Origin of the sequence: Streptomyces sp. NPDC057302 (assembly GCF_042667685.1) — a bacterium.
Taxonomy (GTDB): domain Bacteria; phylum Actinomycetota; class Actinomycetes; order Streptomycetales; family Streptomycetaceae; genus Streptomyces.
The window spans coordinates 104,057-124,651 of the sequence record NZ_JBHUZJ010000011.1 but is presented as its reverse complement, the minus strand read 5'-3'; the positions used below and the strand labels follow the sequence as shown (position 1 = coordinate 124,651).

Annotated in this window: 18 protein-coding genes and 1 riboswitch; of the genes, 9 read left to right on the top strand and 9 right to left on the bottom strand. The window is 70.4% G+C overall.

The genetic code is table 11. From position 1 onward, the window contains the following. Positions 1–6 precede the first annotated feature (6 nt). Complete coding sequence (locus tag ACFUPX_RS11465; RefSeq protein ID WP_249588266.1) at positions 7–423, bottom strand: cobalamin B12-binding domain-containing protein; 417 nt, start codon at positions 421–423, stop codon at positions 7–9. 404 nt (positions 424–827) lie between these two features. Between ACFUPX_RS11465 and ACFUPX_RS11460 the strand changes: the two genes are divergently transcribed. Both ACFUPX_RS11460 and ACFUPX_RS11455 read left to right on the top strand, forming a co-directional pair. Next, positions 828–1,682 (top strand): lipase family alpha/beta hydrolase, encoded by an 855-nt coding sequence (locus ACFUPX_RS11460; protein WP_383319714.1) that lies wholly within the window; start codon positions 828–830, stop codon positions 1,680–1,682. Between the two features lie 216 nt (positions 1,683–1,898). Then, positions 1,899–3,527, top strand: a complete 1,629-nt coding sequence (locus ACFUPX_RS11455; protein WP_383319712.1) for a M23 family metallopeptidase — start codon at positions 1,899–1,901, stop codon at positions 3,525–3,527. 21 nt (positions 3,528–3,548) lie between these two features. Here ACFUPX_RS11455 and pcrA read toward each other — a convergent pair whose 3' ends face one another. Next, positions 3,549–6,047 (bottom strand): DNA helicase PcrA, encoded by a 2,499-nt coding sequence (pcrA, locus tag ACFUPX_RS11450; protein ID WP_383319710.1) that lies wholly within the window; start codon positions 6,045–6,047, stop codon positions 3,549–3,551. A gap of 243 nt (positions 6,048–6,290) precedes the next feature. Further along, a riboswitch (cyclic di-AMP (ydaO/yuaA leader) is annotated at positions 6,291–6,448 on the top strand. A 7-nt stretch (positions 6,449–6,455) separates the two neighbouring features. Between pcrA and ACFUPX_RS11445 the strand changes: the two genes are divergently transcribed. After that, a complete protein-coding gene (locus ACFUPX_RS11445) occupies positions 6,456–7,664 on the top strand; it encodes an NlpC/P60 family protein (protein WP_383319708.1) in 1,209 nt (402 codons plus the stop codon). 96 nt (positions 7,665–7,760) lie between these two features. On the opposite strand, the gene ACFUPX_RS11440 is transcribed toward ACFUPX_RS11445, so the two are convergent. After that, positions 7,761–8,114 (bottom strand): hypothetical protein, encoded by a 354-nt coding sequence (locus ACFUPX_RS11440; protein ID WP_160506724.1) that lies wholly within the window; start codon positions 8,112–8,114, stop codon positions 7,761–7,763. Between the two features lie 319 nt (positions 8,115–8,433). Between ACFUPX_RS11440 and ACFUPX_RS11435 the strand changes: the two genes are divergently transcribed. Continuing rightward, complete coding sequence (locus ACFUPX_RS11435) at positions 8,434–9,477, top strand: NlpC/P60 family protein (RefSeq protein ID WP_383319706.1); 1,044 nt, start codon at positions 8,434–8,436, stop codon at positions 9,475–9,477. A gap of 76 nt (positions 9,478–9,553) precedes the next feature. After that, positions 9,554–10,198, top strand: a complete 645-nt coding sequence (locus tag ACFUPX_RS11430) for a hypothetical protein (RefSeq protein ID WP_383319704.1) — start codon at positions 9,554–9,556, stop codon at positions 10,196–10,198. A gap of 81 nt (positions 10,199–10,279) precedes the next feature. Here ACFUPX_RS11430 and ACFUPX_RS11425 read toward each other — a convergent pair whose 3' ends face one another. Next, positions 10,280–11,128 (bottom strand): LuxR C-terminal-related transcriptional regulator, encoded by an 849-nt coding sequence (locus ACFUPX_RS11425; RefSeq protein WP_383319702.1) that lies wholly within the window; start codon positions 11,126–11,128, stop codon positions 10,280–10,282. Further along, positions 11,125–12,414: a PspC domain-containing protein gene (locus ACFUPX_RS11420; RefSeq protein WP_383319700.1), complete on the bottom strand. Its 1,290-nt coding sequence runs from the start codon at positions 12,412–12,414 to the stop codon at positions 11,125–11,127. The genes ACFUPX_RS11425 and ACFUPX_RS11420 overlap by 4 nt, the downstream gene beginning before the upstream one ends. Before the next feature lie 183 nt (positions 12,415–12,597). Between ACFUPX_RS11420 and ACFUPX_RS11415 the strand changes: the two genes are divergently transcribed. Together ACFUPX_RS11415 and ACFUPX_RS11410 are read left to right on the top strand one after the other, a co-directional pair. Further along, positions 12,598–13,938 carry a PspC domain-containing protein gene (locus ACFUPX_RS11415; protein ID WP_383319698.1) on the top strand — a complete coding sequence of 447 codons (1,341 nt, stop codon included), beginning with the start codon at positions 12,598–12,600 and terminating at the stop codon, positions 13,936–13,938. Further along, entirely contained in the window at positions 13,925–14,212 is a 288-nt protein-coding gene (locus ACFUPX_RS11410; RefSeq protein ID WP_383319696.1) for a hypothetical protein, read from the top strand. Before ACFUPX_RS11415 ends, ACFUPX_RS11410 begins: the two co-directional genes overlap by 14 nt. 116 nt (positions 14,213–14,328) lie before the next feature. On the opposite strand, the gene ACFUPX_RS11405 is transcribed toward ACFUPX_RS11410, so the two are convergent. From ACFUPX_RS11405 to ACFUPX_RS11395, 3 genes are all read right to left on the bottom strand, one after another. Beyond that, entirely contained in the window at positions 14,329–14,853 is a 525-nt protein-coding gene (locus ACFUPX_RS11405; protein ID WP_383319694.1) for a DoxX family protein, read from the bottom strand. Between the two features lie 132 nt (positions 14,854–14,985). Beyond that, positions 14,986–16,251, bottom strand: a complete 1,266-nt coding sequence (locus tag ACFUPX_RS11400) for a hypothetical protein (RefSeq protein ID WP_383319693.1) — start codon at positions 16,249–16,251, stop codon at positions 14,986–14,988. A gap of 157 nt (positions 16,252–16,408) precedes the next feature. Beyond that, positions 16,409–17,194 carry a class II aldolase/adducin family protein gene (locus tag ACFUPX_RS11395; protein WP_383319691.1) on the bottom strand — a complete coding sequence of 262 codons (786 nt, stop codon included), beginning with the start codon at positions 17,192–17,194 and terminating at the stop codon, positions 16,409–16,411. A gap of 139 nt (positions 17,195–17,333) precedes the next feature. Here ACFUPX_RS11395 and ACFUPX_RS11390 point away from each other — a divergent pair, with 139 nt between their 5' ends. After that, complete coding sequence (locus tag ACFUPX_RS11390; RefSeq protein WP_383319688.1) at positions 17,334–17,807, top strand: pyridoxamine 5'-phosphate oxidase family protein; 474 nt, start codon at positions 17,334–17,336, stop codon at positions 17,805–17,807. A gap of 74 nt (positions 17,808–17,881) precedes the next feature. On the opposite strand, the gene guaA is transcribed toward ACFUPX_RS11390, so the two are convergent. After that, positions 17,882–19,468 (bottom strand): glutamine-hydrolyzing GMP synthase, encoded by a 1,587-nt coding sequence (gene guaA / locus ACFUPX_RS11385; protein WP_383319686.1) that lies wholly within the window; start codon positions 19,466–19,468, stop codon positions 17,882–17,884. A gap of 494 nt (positions 19,469–19,962) precedes the next feature. Between guaA and ACFUPX_RS11380 the strand changes: the two genes are divergently transcribed. Continuing rightward, positions 19,963–20,256, top strand: coding sequence for a chorismate mutase (locus ACFUPX_RS11380; protein WP_383319684.1), 294 nt, complete (start codon positions 19,963–19,965; stop codon positions 20,254–20,256). Positions 20,257–20,595 lie beyond the last annotated feature (339 nt).

The window sequence follows — 20,595 nt, the reverse complement described above, 5'->3', positions numbered from 1 at the left end:
CGGCCGTCAGGTGCCCGCCGGCTGGCGGACGTTCGCCCGGACCCAGTCCACGATCGAGGCGGTGGTCGCCCCGGGAGTGAAGATCTCCGCGACGCCCTTCTCCTTGAGCGGCGCGATGTCCGCCTCGGGGATGATGCCGCCGCCGAAGACCTTGATGTCCTCCGCGTCGCGCTCCTTGAGGAGCTCGATCACCCGCGCGAAGAGCGTGTTGTGGGCGCCGGAGAGGATGGACAGGCCGATCGCGTCGGCGTCCTCCTGGATCGCGGTGTCCACCACCTGCTCGGGCGTCTGATGCAGGCCGGTGTAGATGACCTCCATACCCGCGTCACGCAGTGCCCTCGCGATCACCTTGGCCCCGCGATCATGACCGTCGAGACCCGGCTTCGCCACCACCACGCGGATCGGACCGGCTGCCACACCCATCACTGCCTCCATGTACCGATATCCATCTGCCCAAGCACTGGCACCCCGTGCCGCACCGGCCGGGGAAGTGAACGAACGTTATCTCCAGCATCTCGCACCCGGCAGTTTCACGGTGGAGAGCGAGGGGGAAATCACACGATGGGACACGTTCGCTGCGCGCCACTCCCGTATCCAGCGGTCTGCGGACCGTTTGCGGGACGGCGCAAGGGGAGCCGCAACGAGGTCGCCGTGCCACCGCGCCGTCAGCCGCGCGCCGTGGTGATGCGGCGCATCGGCGACAGCGCCGGTATTCGGAGCGCCACCGGCGCCGACCACGTACCGCCGTACGACCTCCGCCACGCCTCCCCACTACGGGCACACGGGGGACAGAGCCGTCCCCTCGCGTGCCGACCGGGAGGTCGACCATGACCATCACGAGGGTCTTGCCCTTTCGCCCGCCATGCCTCATGTTGCCCGCCAGACTGGCGGGGCTCTCCCTGGCTCTGCTGAAAGCGACCGCACTCGAGGTGGCGATCCTCGCCGGCCACCTTCTCCTGTACCCCTCGGGCATCGTCCAGGAACGCAGGATCGCCGCCGAACTGCCGTCGCCCGACGCGCCCCGGCTCCCCGCGGAGCGCCGGCCCCCGGTCATCCTCCTGCACGGCTTCATCGACAACCGCTCGGTCTTCGTCCTGCTGCGCCGCTCCCTTGCCCAGCACGGCGGCCAGCACGTGGAGTCCCTGAACTACTCCCCCCTCACCTGCGACATCCGCACCGCGGCCGAGTTACTCGGCCGCCATATAGAGGAGATCTGCGAGCGCACGGGACACCACCAGGTGGACATCGTCGGGCACAGTCTCGGCGGCCTGATAGCCCGCTATTACGCGCAGCGCCTCGGCGGCGACGAACGCGTCCGCACGCTGGTCACCCTCGGTACCCCACATGAGGGAACGCGGGTCGTGCCGCTGGCCGACGCACACCCGATCGTGCGCCAGATGCGCCCCGGCTCGGACGTGATCGAGGAGCTGCGCGAGCCCGCGCCGGGCTGCCGGACCCGTTTCGTGAGCTTCTGGAGCGACCTGGACCAGCTGATGGCTCCCCTCGAGACGGCCTGCGTCAACCATCCCGACCTGATCGCGCAGAACGTACGTGTCTCCGGTATCGGTCATCTCGCCCTGCCCGTGCACCCCGCGGTCGCCGCCGGAATCCGGCAGGCCCTCGATCTGCCTGCTCCGGGGAGCTCCGTGGCGGGCGCCGAGAACGGTCTGACCGTGGCCTGAGGAGCAAGTCAGGACGGCAAACGCACCCCGCGGGGCACGCAATTTGTCGAACGGAGCTCGAACGCAGGGCCAAAGCTGTGCCCGCAGACCGCCGAAAGGCGGCCGAATGCCCGTTTCCTGAGAGCGTGAAACCTGCCGAAGATTGTCGCGCCCGCATACCGCCGGGTACAGTCGCCGCACTGCTCTGCCCCTGCTGCCGAGGCGAAAGAGAAGTTGGTGAACGACCGTCACCCGTCGGGGAGCTCGACACCCCCGGCCTCGGCACCCGCCGACTATGCGCCCTACGCGGCGTATGACCAGCAGAGCACCCAGCACGGCGCCTACACCGGGTACGACGGCTACTCCACGGGGAGCTTCGACACCACAGGCAGCTATGCGACGGCCGGTCCCGACACCGGAAGCTTCGCGTCCGACCCGCTCTTCGGCGACATGCCCGGCAGTTCTTACGACACCGGCCAGTGGTCCACCACGGGGACGCAGCAGACTCTGAACTACGACCCGTACGCCGCGCAGCACCAAGCCGCGTACGACACCAGTGGGTACGAGACCGGCAGCTACGACACCAGCGCCATGTGGTCGACCGGCGGCTATCAGCACCTCGCCGCCGACATTCCGGCGCAGCCGGGCCCCGACGCCACCGGCCAGTGGGAGACCGGCGCCTGGAACCAGCCACAGCACCAGCATCAGCCGCAGCAGACCGGCCAGTGGGAGACCCAGGCCTTCGACACCGGCGCGTACGACGCGACGGCGTGGAACTCCGGCGGCCAGGAGATGCCGTACGGCGCCACCGGGACCCACGAGGCGTACGGCGCCCCCGAGACGCTCGTGACGCACGAGGCACCCGGCGCGTACGAGCCCCAGGACACGCCCGGAGCCCCGGACACGTACGAGGCGCCCGAACCGTACGAGCATTCGCCTTACGACACCGGGTCCTACGCCTCGGCGGCTCACTCCCCCGAGGCCTACGCGCAACCGACCCCCACCGGGCACGAGTTCACGCCCGACGAGGCTCCCGCCGATTCACTCGGTCCGGTCGAGCCGAGCCGCCACAGCTCCATCGAGGACGACGAGCCGCCGGTCATGGACCGCGCGCACGGCACCCGCTCGCGGGCCCGCCGCCGCTCCCCCGCCAAGCGTTCCGCGCTCTTCACCGTCGCCGTGCCCTCCGCCTGTGTGATGGGCGTCGCGGGTATCGCCGCCGCCTCCGTGGGCGACTTCGGCGGCGGCGACGAGAAGGAGGCGCAGGCGGCATCGGCCCCGGACCCCGCGTCGGTCCAGCCCTCCGCCGCCAACAACAAGCTCGACACCCAGCTGGCGAACCTCTCCGCGGATGCCGGCGACTTCGCCGACCGCGCGAGCCGCACCCAGGAGCGCATCGACCTCAAGGCGGAGAAGGTCGCCGCCGAGAAGAAGGCCGCCGAGGAAGCCGCGCGCAAGGAGCGTCTGCGCCCCAAGTTCGCGCTGCCGGTCAAGCAGCATGGCCTGAGCGCCTACTACGGCCAGGCGGGCGTCAACTGGATGTCCGCGCACTCCGGGATCGACTTCCCGGTGTCGTACGGCACCGAGGTGCTCGCCGCCACCGATGGCGTCGTCTCCACGAAGTGGAACAGCGCCTACGGCAACATGGCGATCGTCACCGCCAAGGACGGCACGGAGACGTGGTACTGCCACCTCTCCACGCACAAGGTCTCCAGCGGCCCCGTCAAAGCAGGCGACCCCATTGCCTTCTCCGGGAACTCCGGCAACTCCACGGGACCGCACCTGCACTTCGAGGTGCGCCCCGGCGGCGGCTCGGCGATCGACCCGCTGCCGTGGCTGCGCAGCCACGGCCTCGACCCGACGTAACTCCGGCCGCCGCCCGCGGCGCTACAGCTTCTCCACCGGCGCGTACCGCAGCAGCAGCCGCTTCGGCTTGGGCTCCCCGAAGTCCACCGTCGCCTCGGCGTTCGCTCCCGTGCCCTTCACTCCGACCACGGTCCCGAGGCCGAACTGGTCGTGCGTGACCCGGTCCCCGATCGCCAGCGCGACCACCGGCTTCTCCGAGGCGCGGCGCGTGGCGAAGCCCTGCGCGCCCCCGGTGCGCGAGCGCGACGACGACAAGGAGGAGGCGATTCCGGCCGCTGGCCCGGAGGACGCCAGTGCGCCGACGGAGCCCTTCCGCTTCCAGTCCAGATGGACCTCCGGGATCTCCTCCAGGAAGCGCGACGGCGGGTTGTACGAGGGCTGTCCCCAGGCGCTGCGCATCGAGGACCGCGTCAGATAGAGCCGCTCACGCGCGCGCGTGATGCCCACGTACGCGAGGCGGCGCTCCTCCTCCAGCTCCTTGACCTGGCCGAGGGAGCGCATGTGCGGGAAGACGCCGTCCTCCATGCCGGTCAGGAAGACGACCGGGAATTCGAGGCCCTTGGCGGTGTGCAGCGTCATCAGCGTGATGACTCCGGAGCCGTCGTCCTCCTCGTCGGGGATCTGGTCCGAGTCGGCGACGAGCGCGACCCGCTCCAGGAACTCGGAGAGCGTGCCCGCAACCGCCGTGCCCGCGTCCTCTGCGCCTTCGGCCTCCCCCTCGGAGTCCGTGTCACCGCTGTCCTGCTCGAACTCCAGCGCCACGGCGGCGAGTTCCTGGAGGTTCTCGATGCGCGTCTCGTCCTGCGGGTCGGTCGATGCCTGCAACTCGGCGAGATACCCGGTCCGTTCGAGCACGGCCTCCAGGACGACGGCGGGGCCCGCGCCGGACTCGACGACGGTCCGCAGCTCTTCCATCAGCACGTTGAAACGCTTGACGGCGTTCGCCGAGCGGGCCGCCATTCCGTACGCCTCGTCGACGCGCTTCAGGGCCTGCGGGAAGGAGATCTTCTCGCGCTGCGAGAGCGCGTCGATCATCGCCTCCGCGCGGTCACCGATGCCCCTCTTGGGCACGTTCAGAATGCGCCGCAGCGGTACGGAGTCCTCCGGGTTGGACAGCACGCGCAGGTATGCGAGGACGTCCCGGACCTCCTTGCGCTCGTAGAAGCGGACGCCGCCGACGACCTTGTACGGCAGGCCGACGCGGATGAAGATCTCTTCGAAGACACGGGACTGCGCGTTCGTCCGGTAGAAGATCGCGACGTCGCCCGCCTTCGCGTCGCCCGCGTCGGTGAGCCGGTCGATCTCGTCGGCGACGAACTGCGCTTCGTCGTGCTCGGTGTCCGCGACGTAGCCGGTGATGCCCGCGCCCGCGCCCGCGTTGGTCCACAGGTTCTTGGGGCGGCGGCTTTCGTTGCGCTCGATGACGGCGTTGGCCGCGGTCAGGATCGTCTGCGTGGAGCGGTAGTTCTGCTCCAGGAGGATCGTGGTCGCGTTCGGGTAGTCCTCCTCGAACTGGAGGATGTTGCGGATCGTGGCGCCCCGGAAGGCGTAGATCGACTGGTCCGCGTCACCCACGACGCACAGCTCGGCGGGGTCGTCACCCTCGCCGCCGGCGGGGCCCACGAACTCGCGCACGAGGGCGTACTGGGCGTGGTTGGTGTCCTGGTACTCGTCGACCATCACGTGCCGGAAGCGGCGGCGGTAGTGCTCGGCGACGTCCGGGAACGCGCGGAACATGTTGACCGTCGTCATGATCAGGTCGTCGAAGTCGAGGGCGTTCGCCTCGCGCAGCCGCGACTGGTACATCGCGTAGGCCTGGGCAAGGGTCTTCTCGAAGCCGTCGGCGGCCTGACCCGCGAAGGTCTCCTCGTCGATCAGCTCGTTCTTCAGGTTCGAGATCTTGGCGCTGAAGGACTTCGGCGGGAACTTCTTCGGGTCGATGTCCAGGTCACGGCAGACCAGCGCCATCAGGCGCTTGGAGTCGGCGGCGTCGTAGATCGAGAAGGAGGAGGTGAAGCCCAGCTTCTTCGACTCGCGGCGCAGGATGCGGACGCACGCGCTGTGGAACGTCGACACCCACATCGCGTTGGCCCGCGGCCCGACGAGCTGCTCGACGCGCTCCTTCATCTCGCCCGCGGCCTTGTTCGTGAACGTGATCGCCAGGATCTGCCCCGGGTGCACGTGCCGCTCGGCCAGGAGGTACGCGATGCGGTGCGTGAGGACCCGGGTCTTGCCCGAGCCCGCGCCGGCGACGATGAGCAGCGGGGCGTCCGCGTGCACGACGGCCGCGCGCTGGTTCTCGTTGAGCCCCTCCAGTAGGGCCGCCGGGTCGATCACGGGGCGGGGGGCGCCGCCTCGATAGTGCGCGTCCCGGGGTGTGGGCGCGTCGAACTTCCCGTCGAACAGATCATCCGGAACGGATTCCGGAGCACTGTCCTCGGGCGGCGGCGGGGGCTCTTCCTCCGAAGCCCGCGAGGGCTTGAGGTCCGCCAGGAAGCTGTCATCAAAGAGGCTGCTCATCGCCTCCCGAGTCTAGGCGGCCCCACTGACAACCCGCCCCGGGTTCCGGCCACGTCACTCCGCCTACGCCCTGCCCGCGAACGGTCACGCTCCGCCATGGCCCGGCGTGCCCGCGTCAAGAGCTTCGTAAAGTAACGAAAACGTATCGGGCATATCGAACATCAACCTTCACACGGACCACACGAGTTGGCTAGCGTGCTCCGCAGGCTGCTCGTACTTCCACCGGCGAACCCCGCCGGGAACGGGCGGCCTCCGCCGAGTTCGATCTCCTCGGAGCCGGGGACCCACGATGAACTTGGGGTGAATCGGTCCCGTACGCAGTACGGGACTGTAGGGCAACCTTCCGGAACCACCCGCCCGAACCCGACAGCTAACCCGGTAGGCGGTCTACGGAAGGAGTCGCCTCCCTTGGCGTCGCACCGCAAGCCGCGGACCCGCATTGCCGCCCTACGCGCCACCCCCGCCCTTGGCATCACGACGGCGGCCCTCACCTCCGTGGCCCTCCTGTCGCAGAGCGCGCAGGCGGCGCCGTCCGCGCCGCAGAAGCCCAGCCTCGAAGAGGTGCAGAAGAAGGTCGACGACCTTTACCACCAGGCGGGCGTGGCCACGCAGAAGTACAACTCGGCCAAGGAGCGCACCGACAAACAGCGCAAAAAGGTCGACACCCTCCTCAACGACGTGGCCAAGCGCACCGACAAGCTGAACGAGGCCCGTCAGGAGCTGGGCACCTTCGCCGCGGCCCAGTACCGCACCGGCGCCGTCTCCGAGACCGCCACGATGATGCTCGCCGACGACCCGCAGGGGTACTTCGACCAGAATCACCTGTCGGACCGGCTGACCTCGCGCCAGAAGAAGGCGGTCGACGACTACCAGACGCAGCAGGCCTCGGCGACGAAGCAGCGCACGAAGGCCGCCAAGAGCCTGGAGACGCTGAGCGACTCCCGGGACGACCTCAGGACGAGCAAGCAGACCGTCCAGAAGAAGCTGGGCCAGGCGCGCACGATGCTCTCGGAGCTGACCGCCGAGGAGAAGGCACGGCTCGCGGCGATCGAGAAGAAGAAGGAAGACGAGGCCAAGCGCAAGGCCGCGGAGCTGGCCCGCAAGCAGGAGGCCGAGGCGGAGGCCAAGCGCAAGGCGGCGGAAGAGGCCGCGGCGAAGGAGCGCGAGAAGAACAAGGAGACCCCGGACTCCGGCTCCGGCTCCGGTTCCGGCACCGGCTCGGGCACGGGCACGGGTTCCGGCTCCGGCGGCACGGACAGCGGCTACGCGACGAAGGCCGCGAAGGTCATCAACTTCGCGGAGGCGCAGATCGGCAAGCCGTACGTGTGGGGCGCCACCGGCCCCGACTCCTACGACTGCTCCGGGCTCACCCAGGACGCGTGGAAGGCCGCGGGGATCTCCCTGCCGCGTACGACGTGGGACCAGGTGAAGGTCGGCACCACCGTGAAGACCGCCGACGCCAAACCGGGTGACCTGGTCTTCTTCTACGACGACATCAGCCACGTAGGGATCTACATCGGCGACGGCAAGATGATCCACGCCCCGAAGCCGGGCGCCAACGTCCGCGTCGAGTCGATCTACTACATGCCGATCCACAGCGTGGTGCGGCCCGCGTAACCGTCACGCATGGACGTCACGACGACCCACAAGTAGACGTCACACAAGGAAGGGGCCCTCCACGCGCGCGTGGAGGGCCCTTTCCCACGGGCGGGGTCAGGTCCACAGCACCGCGATGAAGATGTTCGCGACGGTCAGCAGCCCGACGGCGCCGAACATCCCCTTGTCCACCTTCTCCTCGTCCCGCTTCACGTAGACCAGCGCGAGGATCACGATCAGGACGGCCATCTTGATGCCGATCTTGACGTTGTTGACCGGGTTGTCGTCCGCCTGGTTGAGACCCACCAGGATCACGCCCGTGACGAGCATCGTCAGCGCGCCGTGCAGCATCGCCGGGCTGAAGCGGGCCGTGCCCTGGCCCATCTGCTTCATCTGAGTGAGGAAGCCGCCCAGGAGGGAGGCGATGCCGATGATGTGCAGGCCCACGAAGAGATGGGTGAGAACGTCCATGGTTCCGGAGCCTAGCCGGGGCCTTAGCACCACTCCGCAGGCAGGTGGGCCGCAAGCGCCGCATCGGTCACACGCGTACGCGAAGGGCGCGCGGTCCAGCGAATCGCGCGGTCACATACGGCAAAGGCCCAGAACACTTCCGCCAGTTGCGCACAATCCGTCACCAACCCGTGACCGTCAGGTTTAGCGTCCTTCGTCAGGTGACCGGCTCCCCACCGCCGCCCGGACCAGGGGCGGCAGTCGGCCACCACCGCCGAGAATCCGGCGGCGGACCGTCCCCCTGTGCGGGCCGCCGCCGGAACGTTAAGGAGCCCCCTTCGTGGCAGCGCACCGCAAGCCGAAACAGCGCTCGCTCAGTGGCCATACGGCCCGCACCGCCGCCACCATCGCCCTCGCCGGGGCCGCGTCGGCCACCGCCTTCGACGGGACGGGACACGCCGATCCGCGGCTCAGCCCGGCCGAGGTGAAGTCCAAGGTCGACGCGCTCTACCGCGAGGCGGAGATCGCCACCGAGAAGTACAACGGCGCCAAGGAGAAGTCGCAGAGCGCCGAGAAGTCACTGGGCGAGCTGCGCGACGAGGCGGCCCGCAAGACGGAGAAACTCAACTCGGCGCGCGCTGGCCTCGGTTCGATCGCGGCGGCGCAGTACCGCAGCGGCGGCATCGATCCGGCCGTCCAGCTCGCGCTCTCCTCCGACCCCGACCAGTACCTCGAGCGCGCCGCGCTCGCCGACCGCGCCGACAGCCGCCAGGCCGCGGTCGTCACCGGCGTGCAGAAGCAGCTCCAGGAGATCGACCAGCTGCACACCGAGGCCGACGGCACCCTCGCGCACCTCAAGTCCCGCCAGGCGGAGCTGGAGAAGCACAAGAAGACCGTCAACGGAAAGCTCGACGCGGCCAAGCGGCTCCTTTCACAGCTCTCCGGAGACGAGCGCGCGGAGCTCACGGGCGCGGACAGGGCGTCCCGTGCCGCGGACCGGGACGGCGTCTCGGGCGCGGCGGCCAAGGCCCCCAACTCCCGCGCCGCAGCGGCCGTCTCGTACGCCTACAAGGCGCTCGGGAGCCCGTACGTATGGGGCGCCACCGGCCCCAACGCCTTCGACTGCTCAGGGCTCACCCAGGCCGCCTACCGGTCGGCCGGAGTCGACCTGCCACGCACCACCTACGCGCAGATCGCCACCGGCGAACGGGTCCCGCGCTCCCAACTCCAGCCCGGCGACCTGGTCTTCTTCTACCAGGGCATCAGCCATGTCGGTCTCTACGTGGGCAACGGCCAGATGATCCACGCCCCGAACCCGAGCGCCCCCGTACGCCTCGCACCGATCAGTCAGATGCCGTTCGCGGGGGCCGCGCGGGTGGCGTGAGGGAGCACGCGGCTGACGCGAAGGGCCGCGCGGACGGGGTGCTGGGCCGCGCGGACCCGCAGGTACTGTCAGGGCCATGCCCTGCCGTACGCTGCCGCCGCCCCCGCCACCTGCCTACCTGCGCACCTGGCCGGACCGGAACGCGCTCCTGTACGACCGTGGCATGGCGCTCGACGCACTGCGCAGGCGGAGCCTGGGCGTACACCGGATCCTGCTGCTCTGGCTGTTCGCGCTCGGCTGCGTCATCGGCTGGGCGCTTCTGACGGTGCCGCTCGAGATGATCGAGGACCACGATCCGATGGCCTTCGTCATGGGCCCGCTCTGCGCGGTCCTGGGCCTCGGAGCCCTCGCCCCCTGCGTCTACGGCGTCGTCGTCGGTATCCGCAACGACCGCAAGACCCGCGAACTCACCGACAGCTGGCTGGCGCTGGACAGCCACCCGGCATCGGACTCCGCTCTGCGCTCCCCCGCCCTCAGCCTCTGCTGGCTCCTCTCGTCCCTCCTCGTGTGCGCGCTCGGCCTGTGGGCATCCTTCGCGGCCGCCGCCTACGCCGAGCCGGGACGGGACTCGTACGGCGATGTCGCGCTCGGCATGGGCACGGGCCTGATCCTGTGGCTGACGGGCCTGATCGGCATCACCAAGGCGGTGGGCCACTACCGCTGGGCGATACGGAAGCTGGGCCCCGCCGGCCCGGTGGCAGAGGCCGCCACGCACCGCTGAGCCGCTGCCGGGCCGCTGCCGGGCCGCTGCCGGGCCGCCGACCAGGGAAGGCCATCGGCCGGGGCAGGACCGCCCCGCCCGTCAGACCAGCCGCCGCGCCGTCGCCCACCTCGTCAGCTCGTGCCGGTTGGACAGCTGGAGCTTCCTCAACACCGCCGACACATGCGACTCGACCGTCTTCACGGAGATGAAGAGCTGCTTGGCGATCTCCTTGTACGCATACCCCCGCGCGATGAGCCGCAGCACTTCGCGCTCGCGCTGCGTGAGGCGGTCCAGGTCCTCGTCGACCGGGGGCGCGTCGGTCGACGCGAAGGCGTCGAGGACGAACCCGGCCAGGCGGGGCGAGAAGACCGCGTCGCCGTCCTGCACACGGAAGATGGAGTCGACCAGGTCCGTGCCGGTGATCGTCTTGGTGACGTAGCCGCGCGCCCCGCCACGGATGACTCCGATGACGTCCTCGGCCGCGTCCGAGACGGACAGCGCGAGGAACCGCACCGGGCTCTCGGCATCGGACATCAACGGCGCGCAGCGGCGCAGTACTTCAACCCCGCCGCCGCCCGGAAGGTGCACGTCGAGGAGCACGACCTCGGGACGCGTCGTCGTGATGACCGTGACCGCCTGGTCGACGTCGGCGGCCTCGCCGACGACCTCGACACCGGTGATCGAGGTCCTGCCGATCTCCGCCTGGACGCCCGTGCGGAACATCCGGTGATCGTCGACGAGGACGACGCGCGCACGGCGGCCCTCCTGGCCACCGGCGACGGCGGCATCAACCGCGCCGGCCGTCACGTCGGCCGTCACGTCGGCGGCCTGATCCGATCCGGTCGCCCCGCCGGTCACCCCGGTAGACGTGTCCGGTCCGGCCGCGGACGGCTCGGCCGCACCCTCTGATCCACCCCTGGGCCCCACGGGCTCACTCGCGTCGCTCATGTCGTCGCCGTCCTCTCCATCTCCAGCTCGACTTCCGTGCCGCCCCCCGGCACCGCGCGCAGCCGCGCCGTGCCGCCGTTGCGCTGCATACGGCCGATGATCGATTCTCGTACGCCCATGCGGTCGTCCGGCACGGAATCCAGATCGAAGCCGGGGCCACGGTCCCGGACGGAGACGAACACCGTCTCCCCCTCGACTTCGGCGAAGACCTGCACCGCACCGCCCTCGCCACCGTACTTGGCGGCGTTCACCATTGCTTCCCGCGCGGCCTGCGTCTGCGCCGTCAGCCGGTCGTCGAGCGGGCAGTCGCCGACTATGACGACCTCGATGGGCACGCCGTGCTTGTCCTCCACCTCCGCGGCGTCGCGCCGGACCGCTTCGGCGAGGGTGTCGGGCTCTTCCGCCTCGTCCTTGCCCGTGCCCTCCGGCTTGTAGAGCCATTGGCGCAGGTCGCGCTCCTGGGCGCGGGCGAGGCGGCGCACTTCGGAGGCGTTCTCCGCGTTGCGCTGGATCAGGGTCAGGGTGTGCAGGACCGAGTCGTGCACATGGGCGGCGACCTCCGCCCTCTCCTGGGCGCGGATCCGCATGAGCCGCTCCTCGGAGAGGTCCTGCATCATGCGCACGAGATAGGGGCCGGCGAGCAGCGCGACACCGACGAGCACGGCGAGCGCGGCCTGCAGTACGGAGCTGAGGTGCGAGGTGGAACCCTGCAGCACGACGATGCCGCTGACACCGGCGCCGACGAGCAGCACTCCGGCCCCCGCGCGGGCGATGGTCAGGGTCCGCCTACGGCGGCCGACGGCCATCCAGCGGGCCCGGCGGGCGTTGTCGGCCTGTCGCCAGACCAGCGCGACACCGGCGGCGACGAGCAGGGTCGGGACCAGATAAGCCTTGGTCGAGCTGCCCAGATCCACATTGCCGACGAAGACCATGGCGACGACGACCATCGCGAGGAGCGCGACGAGCTGGCCCTTGTCCGGCTTGCGGGCCACGAGTCTGCGACGGCCGTCGGACGCCGTCTCGCTGGTCACCGCGGAAGGCGGCCGCTGGGCGTCGACCCCGCCGACGCCCAGCGGCACGAAGAACCAGAACGCCGCGTACAGCAGCGCGCCGAGCCCGTCCGCCATGGACAGCCCGACGAAGATCAGCCGCACCCAGACGACGGGCAGCCCGAGATGACCGGCGAGGCCGCGCGCGACCCCGCCGAGCCAACGGCCGTCACCGCTGCGATAGAGCTTTCGCAGCGGCCGCTCGTCTTCGATGGATACTGCTGCGGCTTCCGGCATGTCTCCGATATTCACACGCGTACGCGGGCGCGGGCATCAGGGTCGACCCCCTAGACGTCCCTGATCTCCGCCCCGGACGCGAGGGTGCGAAGGCCGGGGCAGGGGCGTGTCAGGGACGATCTCAGGGTTCGGCCAGGGTTGTCCCGACTGCCGCGGCGGCCCCCGGCCCGTCACCATGGACACATGACAGACGAGCAGCCCGCCGGGACGGGCCCGCAGGCCGCGCCGCGCGATCCCTTCACCGCCACGGCGCAGGAGCCGGGCGGGCCGATGGTCGTGCGGGCCTTCCGCCGCGACCGCCGGCACAAAAAGCTGGGCGGCGTGTGCGCGGGGCTCGGTCAGCACTGCGACATGGATCCGGTGATCTTCCGGATCGGCCTCGCGCTCCTCTCCGTCACCAGCGGGCTCGGCCTTGTGTTCTACGGATTCGCGTGGCTGTTCGTCCCCTTCGAGGACGAGGAGGAGAACGAGGCGCGCAGGCTGCTCTCCGGCCGGGTGGACGGCCAGGCCCTGACGGCGGTGCTCTTCGCGCTCGTCGGCTGCGGCGTCTTCCTCTCTCTTCTGAACAACGGCGGGGCGCTCACTTTCGCGGCCGTCCTCGCCCTGCTCCTGGCGGGCGCGGGGTACTGGTCGCAGCAGCGCGGTACGACCGACCCCGATCCGGTGGCGGCCCAGGCCGTGGCGGACGCCCCGCCCGAGGCGAAGGCGCCGCCGGTGGCCGGTGCGCCTTCGTGGTGGCGGGATCCGATCGTCAAGGACGGCACGCACGACGGGATCTCGGGCTACTTCTGGGGGCCCGAGGGAGTGGCCGTCCAGTATCAGCCCGACCCCCCGCACGGGCGGATACGGCAGCGGGAGCCCGCCGCGGCGGCCCCCCGGCCCAAGCAGCGGGGTCCGCGCTGGATCGGCGGTTCCGTCTTCCTGGGAGCGCTGCTCGCCGGTGGTCTCGGCACAGGCCTCACGTGGGAGGAGCAGTCGCTCGGCACCAGTCTGCAGACCGGCCTCGCCCTCGCGCTCGGCGTGTTCGGCATCGGCATCGCTCTCAGCGCCTTCCTCGGGCGCACCGGCGTGGGCTCGATCGTGCTCGCGGTGATCACGGCCGGGCTGCTCGCGGGCGCGGCGGCGCTGCCCAAGGACATCAGCACCACCTGGGCGCGCACGGAGTGGAAGCCGGCCACGGCGGGCCAGATCCAGTCCCGGTACGAACTGGGGACAGGCGTCGGCACGCTCGACCTGACCCGCGCCGCTCCCGGCAAGGGCCGCACGGTGAGCACCAACGCCGATGTGGGGGCGGGACAGCTGAAGCTGATCTTGCCGAAGGACAGCACGGTGAATCTGGACGTGGAAGTGGGTGTCGGCGACATCCAGTTGCCGGACGACCCCAAGAAAGACGTGGACATCGCTCCGGGCAAGGAGAAGTCAGTGACGCTGAGCCCACCCGCGGGCAGCAAGGACGGCGGCACGATCGAGCTGCGCGTCGAAGTAGGCATCGGACAGGTGGAGGTGACCCGTGCTACGTCATGAGTTCCATCCCGGCAAGCTGGTCCTTGGCCTGTTCCTGCTGATAGCGGCCATCGCCTACGCGGGCGACGCGGGCGGCATCTGGGACACACCGTGGTTCGTGGCATTCCCGCTCCTGCTGGCGGGTCTGCTGCTCGGCGGCGCGGCGGCAGCCGTGTCCTACGGCATACGCGGTCGGCCCTCGGCCCGCTCGGCGGCCACCACCCCGAGCCGACCGGTGGACAGCACGTCGGACCGGATATCCGACCGCTCGGGCGACGGCTCCAGGGAGGTCTAGCCGGGGGCGACCGCGCGGGCCTACCTGGGGCGCGTCAGGCAGCCCGGGTAGATCCGCCCCAGCCCGCCCTAGGCCGCTCCGGGTCGGTCCGAGCCTGCCCAGGCCCGCCGAGCGGCTCAGCCGAGGCCCGAGCCGTATTTGCGCCGGGCCGCGATCATCGCGTCGAGCGAGAAGATGGACGCCCCCGCGAGGATCAGCGGGAGCCAGGCCATCAGGTAGGCCAGGTCGTTGCCGTAGTAGTAGGGCTCGGTGGACCAGCTCACGGTCAGCCAGAGGCTGAGCGAGATCAGCGCTCCGCCGAGCGCGGCGATGCGGGCGAAGAGGCCTACGAGGGTGCCGATGCCGACGGCCAGTTCACCGAGGGCGATGGCGTAGCCGAAGCCGACCGGGCTCTTGAGGGAGAGGTCGACGAGGGCCGGGACGGCGGAGATGTCGCGGACGCCTTCCATCATCTCGCCGATGGACCCCGCGCCACTGGCCGACATGAAGGCGCTGTCGGTGAGCTTGTCCAGGCCCGCGTAGATGAAGGTGACGCCGAGGAAGACCCGGAGCGGGAGCAGGGCGTATCGGGAAGCGCTCTCCCGCCAGCCGCTGCTTCTGACGTAGCTGGTGTGGCTGTCGCTGCGCATGCCGTGAGCCATCGCTCTCGCCGCCTCTCCCATTGACCCGCTTCGCCCATGGACCCGTCATCTGACGATACGTACGAACAGGGGGGCCTGCTCAGTGGCTTGCACCGAATTCGCGAGGACCGGTCCGGCGGCGGGCCGGGGCCTTCAGTCCGTGACGTCGATCGTGCAGCGGTTCGTCTCCATGCCCGCGGCCGTGATCACCTGGACGTCGACGCGTCCCGGCTCCACGTCGACCGGGACGGGGACGGTCAGGACCGTGTCGGTCGGGTTGGTGAAACCGCCCGGGACGGGGACGAGCGGCACATGGACGTGGACGGTTCCGATGCGAACGACCATACGGGCGAGGCGATCGGCGGTCTGTGCGCCCGGGGGCACGAATCCGGCGCCGCGGATCTCGATGTCGTCGCCCGTGCGGATGGGGGCGTCGAGGTCGCCCGCCTCGCGGGCGCGCACCACGGAGAGGACCACGGGCCGGCCGCCCTCGGCGTACTTGCCCGCGATGTACGTCGCCGCGGACACCAGGACGAGCAGAGCGAGGCCCCACGGCAGGTCGGGCAGCTGCTCGGGGCGGCGCGCGAGGCGTACGGCGGCGAAGGCCATGGCGACGGCGCTGACCAGGACGTACTGCGCGTCCGCGAAGCTGCCGCGGCCCGCGTCGTCGGTGAGCAGGTCGGCGGCCCGGGGGCGGTCGGCGGGCACCTTCTGCAGCCGCTGGCCAAGGACCCGCAGGCCCACCACGCGGCGTACGAGCACGGCGACCCCGCAGACCACGGCGAGGACGGTCACGGCGCCGGCGGCGCGGGCGAGGTCGAGCCCGGCGATCAGCTCGTCCCGCTCGCGGTGCCCCGACGCCCCGGCGAGCTCGCCCACGAGCACGAGCACGGCGAAGACGACGAGGAGAACCCAACAGGCGGCCACCGCGCGGGAGGTGGAGAGGCGGTTGTCCTCGCCGATCAGCGGGGCGAGGACGCCGCCGCGCGCCCGGTGCGCATATCCGGCGCCGGTCAGCAGGCCGGCGACGACCACGGCCGCGAGCAGTCCTGCGGTGCGGGCGAGGGTCCACCCGGTGCCGATCGCGGTGAGCGCCTGGACCAGGAGCAGCACGCCCACGGCCACCCAGACGACGCCGACGGTGCGCCGCCACGCCAGGCCGAGCCAGGCCTGGCCGTCGGCTCTGCCGCGTTCGGCGACGTCACGCGCCGACTGGGTCAGCTCGTCCGACACCCACTGCCGGGAAGCGCCCGCCGAGTGGGCGACCGCCGCGGGCAGCCCCTGCCCCGCCGCGAGCTCGTCCCGCTTGGCGAGGAATGCGGCAACGGCACGCCGATGTCCCTCACGCGCGCCGTGCGGGCAGTCGCCGCATGTGCAGCCGCCCCCGTGTGCGCCCTGCCGCGCCTCCTGCACCGCCACCGCGTACGCCGCCTTCCCCACCCTGGTTCGAACACCGAAACGTGAACTTCCTTGCGATGAAAGGGGATTGTGCCGTACTGGAAGGCGATCAGGTTCCCTGGGTCAGGTCAGCGAGGGTGATTGTGACTCGCTCGTGTTGACGGCCGAGGTCACGGGATCAGGCCAGCAGATCCGGTTCGCTGCGGCTGATGTCCTGCCACAGGGACTGGTAGTTGATCCACGCGACGAGATCGCTGCCGAGTTGCTCGCGCGTCGCCACCGCCTGTTTGTGGCCGATGAGGATCGGCCGGCCCGCCGCCCGTGCGCTCAGCTGGACCTGGCAGGAGCGCTCCATCGTCAGGAACCACCAGGCTGCGGCGTCGACGGAGTCGCCGACGGTGAGCAGCCCGTGGTTGCGCAGGATGACGGCCTTGTGGACGCCGAGCGCGGTGGCGATCCGCCGGCCCTCGTCCGAGTCGACGACGACGCCCGTGTAGCCGTCGTACAGCGCGTGGCTCTCGTAGAAGGCGCAGGACTCCTGAGTGATCGGGTCGAGGAGTTCGCCGAGTGTGGACAGGGCGCGGCCGTGCAGCGAGTGGCAGTGCGCGACGGCGACGACGTCGGGCCGCGCCAGGTGCGCCTGCGCGTGGACGGTGAATGCGGCCTGATTGACGTGGTGGCGGCCCTCGACGACCTGCCCTTCCGCGTTGACGAGGACCAGGTCGCCCACGGTGATGTGCTTGAAGGGCATCCCGAAGGGGTTCACCCAGAAACAGTCCTCGTGCTCCGGGTCCCGCGCCGTGATGTGGCCGGACACCCCGTCCTCGTATCCGAGCCGACCGAAGATCCGCAGCGCACCGGCGAGCCGCTCCTTGCGGTGCCGCCGTTCGTCCGCCAACGAGTCGTGCACCGGCGGCATCGCGAACTGCAACCGCTCGACGGGTATCGGAGTGGGCGCCTGCATGTGTCCTCCATCTCTGGCTGTACGGAGCGGAAGTTACCGCCGGTCAGCGCAGGAAGACAGGGGTCCCCTGTGAAGAGAGTGCGCAATCGGGGCGCGAAACCGGACAGCAGGTGTCGGGTATCGGCGGGACACTCGCCGTATGACGACGAACTGGGCAGCCTTCAGCGCAGCAGAACCCGCCTTCGCGCGGACCGCCGAGGAGCGGTTCGGCCTGTTCACCCACCACGTCCTCGCCACGCTCCGCAAGGACGGATCACCGCGCACGACGGGCCTCGAAGTGCGCTTCCTGCACGGGGAGTTGTGGCTCGGCATGATGCCGGGCTCGATGAAGGCCCTCGACCTGCGCCGCGATCCGCGGTTCTCGATCCAGGCGAACCCTGGACCGGGTACGGAGATGGCGGGCGGCGACATCCGGGTCTCCGGGTGTGCGATCGAGGTCGAGGACCCCGAGGTCATCGCCGCCTACGTGGGGGAGGTCAAGCCGCCGGAGCCGTTCCACCTCTTCCGCACGGAGCTGACGGAGGTGGTCCGGACGTACATCGAGGACGAGAAGTATCTGGCGGTGCAGCTGTGGAAGCCGGGTGCGCCGGCGCGGACGACCAGGCGGACCTGACGTACGCGAACGGCGCCGCCCACCTCGGTGGACGGCGCCGTGTCAGCTCTGCGGGAGCGTCCCCGCGGGGAGGGTTACTCCCACTCGATGGTGCCCGGCGGCTTGCTCGTCACGTCGAGGACGACGCGGTTCACGTCGGCGACCTCGTTCGTGATGCGCGTGGAGATCTTCGCGAGGACGTCGTACGGCATGCGCGTCCAGTCGGCCGTCATGGCGTCCTCGGAGGAGACGGGCCGCAGCACGATCGGGTGGCCGTACGTCCGGCCGTCGCCCTGCACGCCCACGCTGCGCACGTCGGCGAGCAGCACCACGGGGCACTGCCAGATCTCACGGTCGAGACCGGCCGTGGTCAGCTCCTCGCGGGCGATCGCGTCGGCCTCACGGAGCAGGTCCAGACGCTCCTTGGTGACATCGCCGACGATGCGGATGCCCAGGCCGGGGCCGGGGAAGGGCTGGCGCTGGACGATCTCGTCCGGCAGGCCGAGCTCCTGGCCGACCATCCGCACCTCGTCCTTGAAGAGCTGGCGCAGCGGCTCGATCAGCTGGAACTCGAGGTCCTCGGGGAGGCCGCCCACGTTGTGGTGGGACTTGATGTTGGCGGTGCCGGAGCCGCCACCGGACTCGACGACGTCCGGGTAGAGCGTGCCCTGGACGAGGAACTCGACGGGCTGGTCACCGGGCGCCTCGGCGATGATCTCCGCCTGGGCCTGCTCGAAGACGCGGATGAACTCGCGGCCGATGATCTTCCGCTTCTGCTCGGGGTCGGAGACCCCGGCCAGCGCGCTCAGGAAGCGCTCCTGTGCGTCGACGACCTTGAGCTGCACGCCCGTGGCCGCGACGAAGTCCTTCTCGACCTGCTCGGTCTCGCCCTTGCGCATCAGACCGTGGTCGACGTACACACAGGTCAGCTGCGAGCCGATGGCCTTCTGCACGAGTGCGGCGGCCACGGCGGAGTCGACGCCGCCGGACAGGCCGCAGATCGCGCGCTTGGTGCCGACCTGCTCACGGATCGCGGTGAGCTGCTCCTCGACGATGTTGCCGGTGGTCCAGTCGGGCTTGAGGCCCGCGCCGCGGTAGAGGAAGTGCTCGAGCACCTGCTGGCCGTGCGTGGAGTGCATGACCTCGGGGTGGTACTGCACGCCGTACAGCTTCTTCTCGTCGTCCTCGAAGGCCGCGACCGGCACGACGTCCGTGGACGCGGTGACGGCGAAGCCCTCGGGCGCCGCGCTGCACGCGTCGCCGTGCGACATCCACACGGACTGCTCGGAGGGGGTGCCCTCGAAGAGCGTCGAGCCCGGCTTGGAGACGGCCAGGGCGGTCCGGCCGTACTCCCGCGCACCCGTGTTGTCGACGGTGCCGCCGAGGGTGGTCGCCATCAGCTGGAAGCCGTAGCACATGCCGAAGACGGGGACGCCGGCCTCGAACAGCGCGCGGTCCACGGAGGGCGCTTCCTCCGCGTACACCGACGAGGGGCCGCCGGAGAGAATGATCGCTGCGGGGTTCTTCGCGAGCATCTCGGAGACCGGCATGGTGCTCGGCACGATCTCGCTGTAGACCCGGGCCTCGCGGACGCGGCGGGCGATGAGCTGGGCGTACTGCGCTCCGAAGTCGACGACCAGAACGGTGTCGGGGGCGGCGGCAGCGGGGGACGCTGATGGCACGGCGGCGGCCTTCCGGCGTTGAGCGTGAGCTTGAGCGTGAGCTGGGGCTCGTGCATGAGCAGGGGTCTGTTTTGTCGATTCTAACGGGCCCGCGGACACCCCCTTCGTCGCATCCGACGGAGGAGGCCCTCGCGCATCCGCCGGAGGAGGCCCCCGCGCAGGTGGCAGTGCGGGGCGCCCCAGCAGGACCAGTGGGTCCAGTGGGACCAGTGGGACGTCTCAGCATCCGAGCCGCGGCGCAACCCGTGTTGACCGGGAACGCGCGCCTGGGGGCATACTGTCCTCGTGACCAAGCACCTCAGCTTCCTCTTTACCTATGGCAACCGGCCCGCCGGCTGCCATGGTCGAGCTGCTTGATCCACTGACAAGCGACTTCCCAGGCGCCCCGGGCCGACAAGGCCCGGGGCGTTCTGTCATTTCCGGGCCTGGTCGCTCCGGGGCACTCCACCAGATCCAGCGGACCCACCGGATCCGCATCCGCCGAGGAGCCCCAGATGAGCATCGCCACGACGACGACCGACAAGACCGGCGCCCGCACCCTTGAGGCCGCCGACGTGATCGAGGGCGCGCGTGACCGCATCGACGCGCTCGACGACCGCATCATCGGTCTCGTACAGGAACGGATGGCCGTGTCGGCCGTCATCCAGGAGGCCCGCATCGGTTCGGGCGGCCGTCGCGTCAATCTCTCGCGCGAGATGGAGGTCCTCGGCCACTACAGGGACGCGCTCGGCAAGCCCGGCACGTCGCTCGCGATGACGCTCCTGGAGCTGTGCAGGGGCCGGGTCTGAGCCCTTCCGGTGCCGCCATCGGGGCTCGCCGGACGCCGTCCCGAGGCGCGCCGGACGTCGCCCCGGGTCCCACTGGACGCCGTCCCGGATCCCACCGGACCTGAGTTCGGGTCCGCTCTCACCCGTACGGCGCGTGACCGGGTCCGGAGCGGCTTCGTTGTCCCGATGTCCGTGCCAGCCAGGGGCGGGCACGGAAAAACCACGCGTGGCTCCGCTGGAGCGATGAGGCGTACACCTTGTGTGCGCCGTGGGACCTCGCTCCAGAGACGTGACCGGACGGCAGGGGACAGCAGCCCGGTCACCCAGGGAACGGTCGGCTTCGGGGACGCCCGGAGCCGA

What these genes read in the sequence shown, in the direction of transcription:
- ACFUPX_RS11415 (WP_383319698.1), top strand. Translation starts at nt 12,598, where the DNA reads ATGACAGACGAGCAGCCCGCCGGGACGGGCCCGCAGGCCGCGCCGCGC.
- ACFUPX_RS11425 (WP_383319702.1), bottom strand. Translation starts at nt 11,128, where the DNA reads ATGAGCGACGCGAGTGAGCCCGTGGGGCCCAGGGGTGGATCAGAGGGT.
- ACFUPX_RS11420 (WP_383319700.1), bottom strand. Translation starts at nt 12,414, where the DNA reads ATGCCGGAAGCCGCAGCAGTATCCATCGAAGACGAGCGGCCGCTGCGA.
- ACFUPX_RS11380 (WP_383319684.1), top strand. Translation starts at nt 19,963, where the DNA reads ATGAGCATCGCCACGACGACGACCGACAAGACCGGCGCCCGCACCCTT.
- ACFUPX_RS11390 (WP_383319688.1), top strand. Translation starts at nt 17,334, where the DNA reads ATGACGACGAACTGGGCAGCCTTCAGCGCAGCAGAACCCGCCTTCGCG.
- ACFUPX_RS11405 (WP_383319694.1), bottom strand. Translation starts at nt 14,853, where the DNA reads ATGGCTCACGGCATGCGCAGCGACAGCCACACCAGCTACGTCAGAAGC.
- ACFUPX_RS11460 (WP_383319714.1), top strand. Translation starts at nt 828, where the DNA reads ATGACCATCACGAGGGTCTTGCCCTTTCGCCCGCCATGCCTCATGTTG.
- ACFUPX_RS11440 (WP_160506724.1), bottom strand. Translation starts at nt 8,114, where the DNA reads ATGGACGTTCTCACCCATCTCTTCGTGGGCCTGCACATCATCGGCATC.
- ACFUPX_RS11430 (WP_383319704.1), top strand. Translation starts at nt 9,554, where the DNA reads ATGCCCTGCCGTACGCTGCCGCCGCCCCCGCCACCTGCCTACCTGCGC.
- ACFUPX_RS11395 (WP_383319691.1), bottom strand. Translation starts at nt 17,194, where the DNA reads ATGCAGGCGCCCACTCCGATACCCGTCGAGCGGTTGCAGTTCGCGATG.
- ACFUPX_RS11465 (WP_249588266.1), bottom strand. Translation starts at nt 423, where the DNA reads ATGGGTGTGGCAGCCGGTCCGATCCGCGTGGTGGTGGCGAAGCCGGGT.
- pcrA (WP_383319710.1), bottom strand. Translation starts at nt 6,047, where the DNA reads ATGAGCAGCCTCTTTGATGACAGCTTCCTGGCGGACCTCAAGCCCTCG.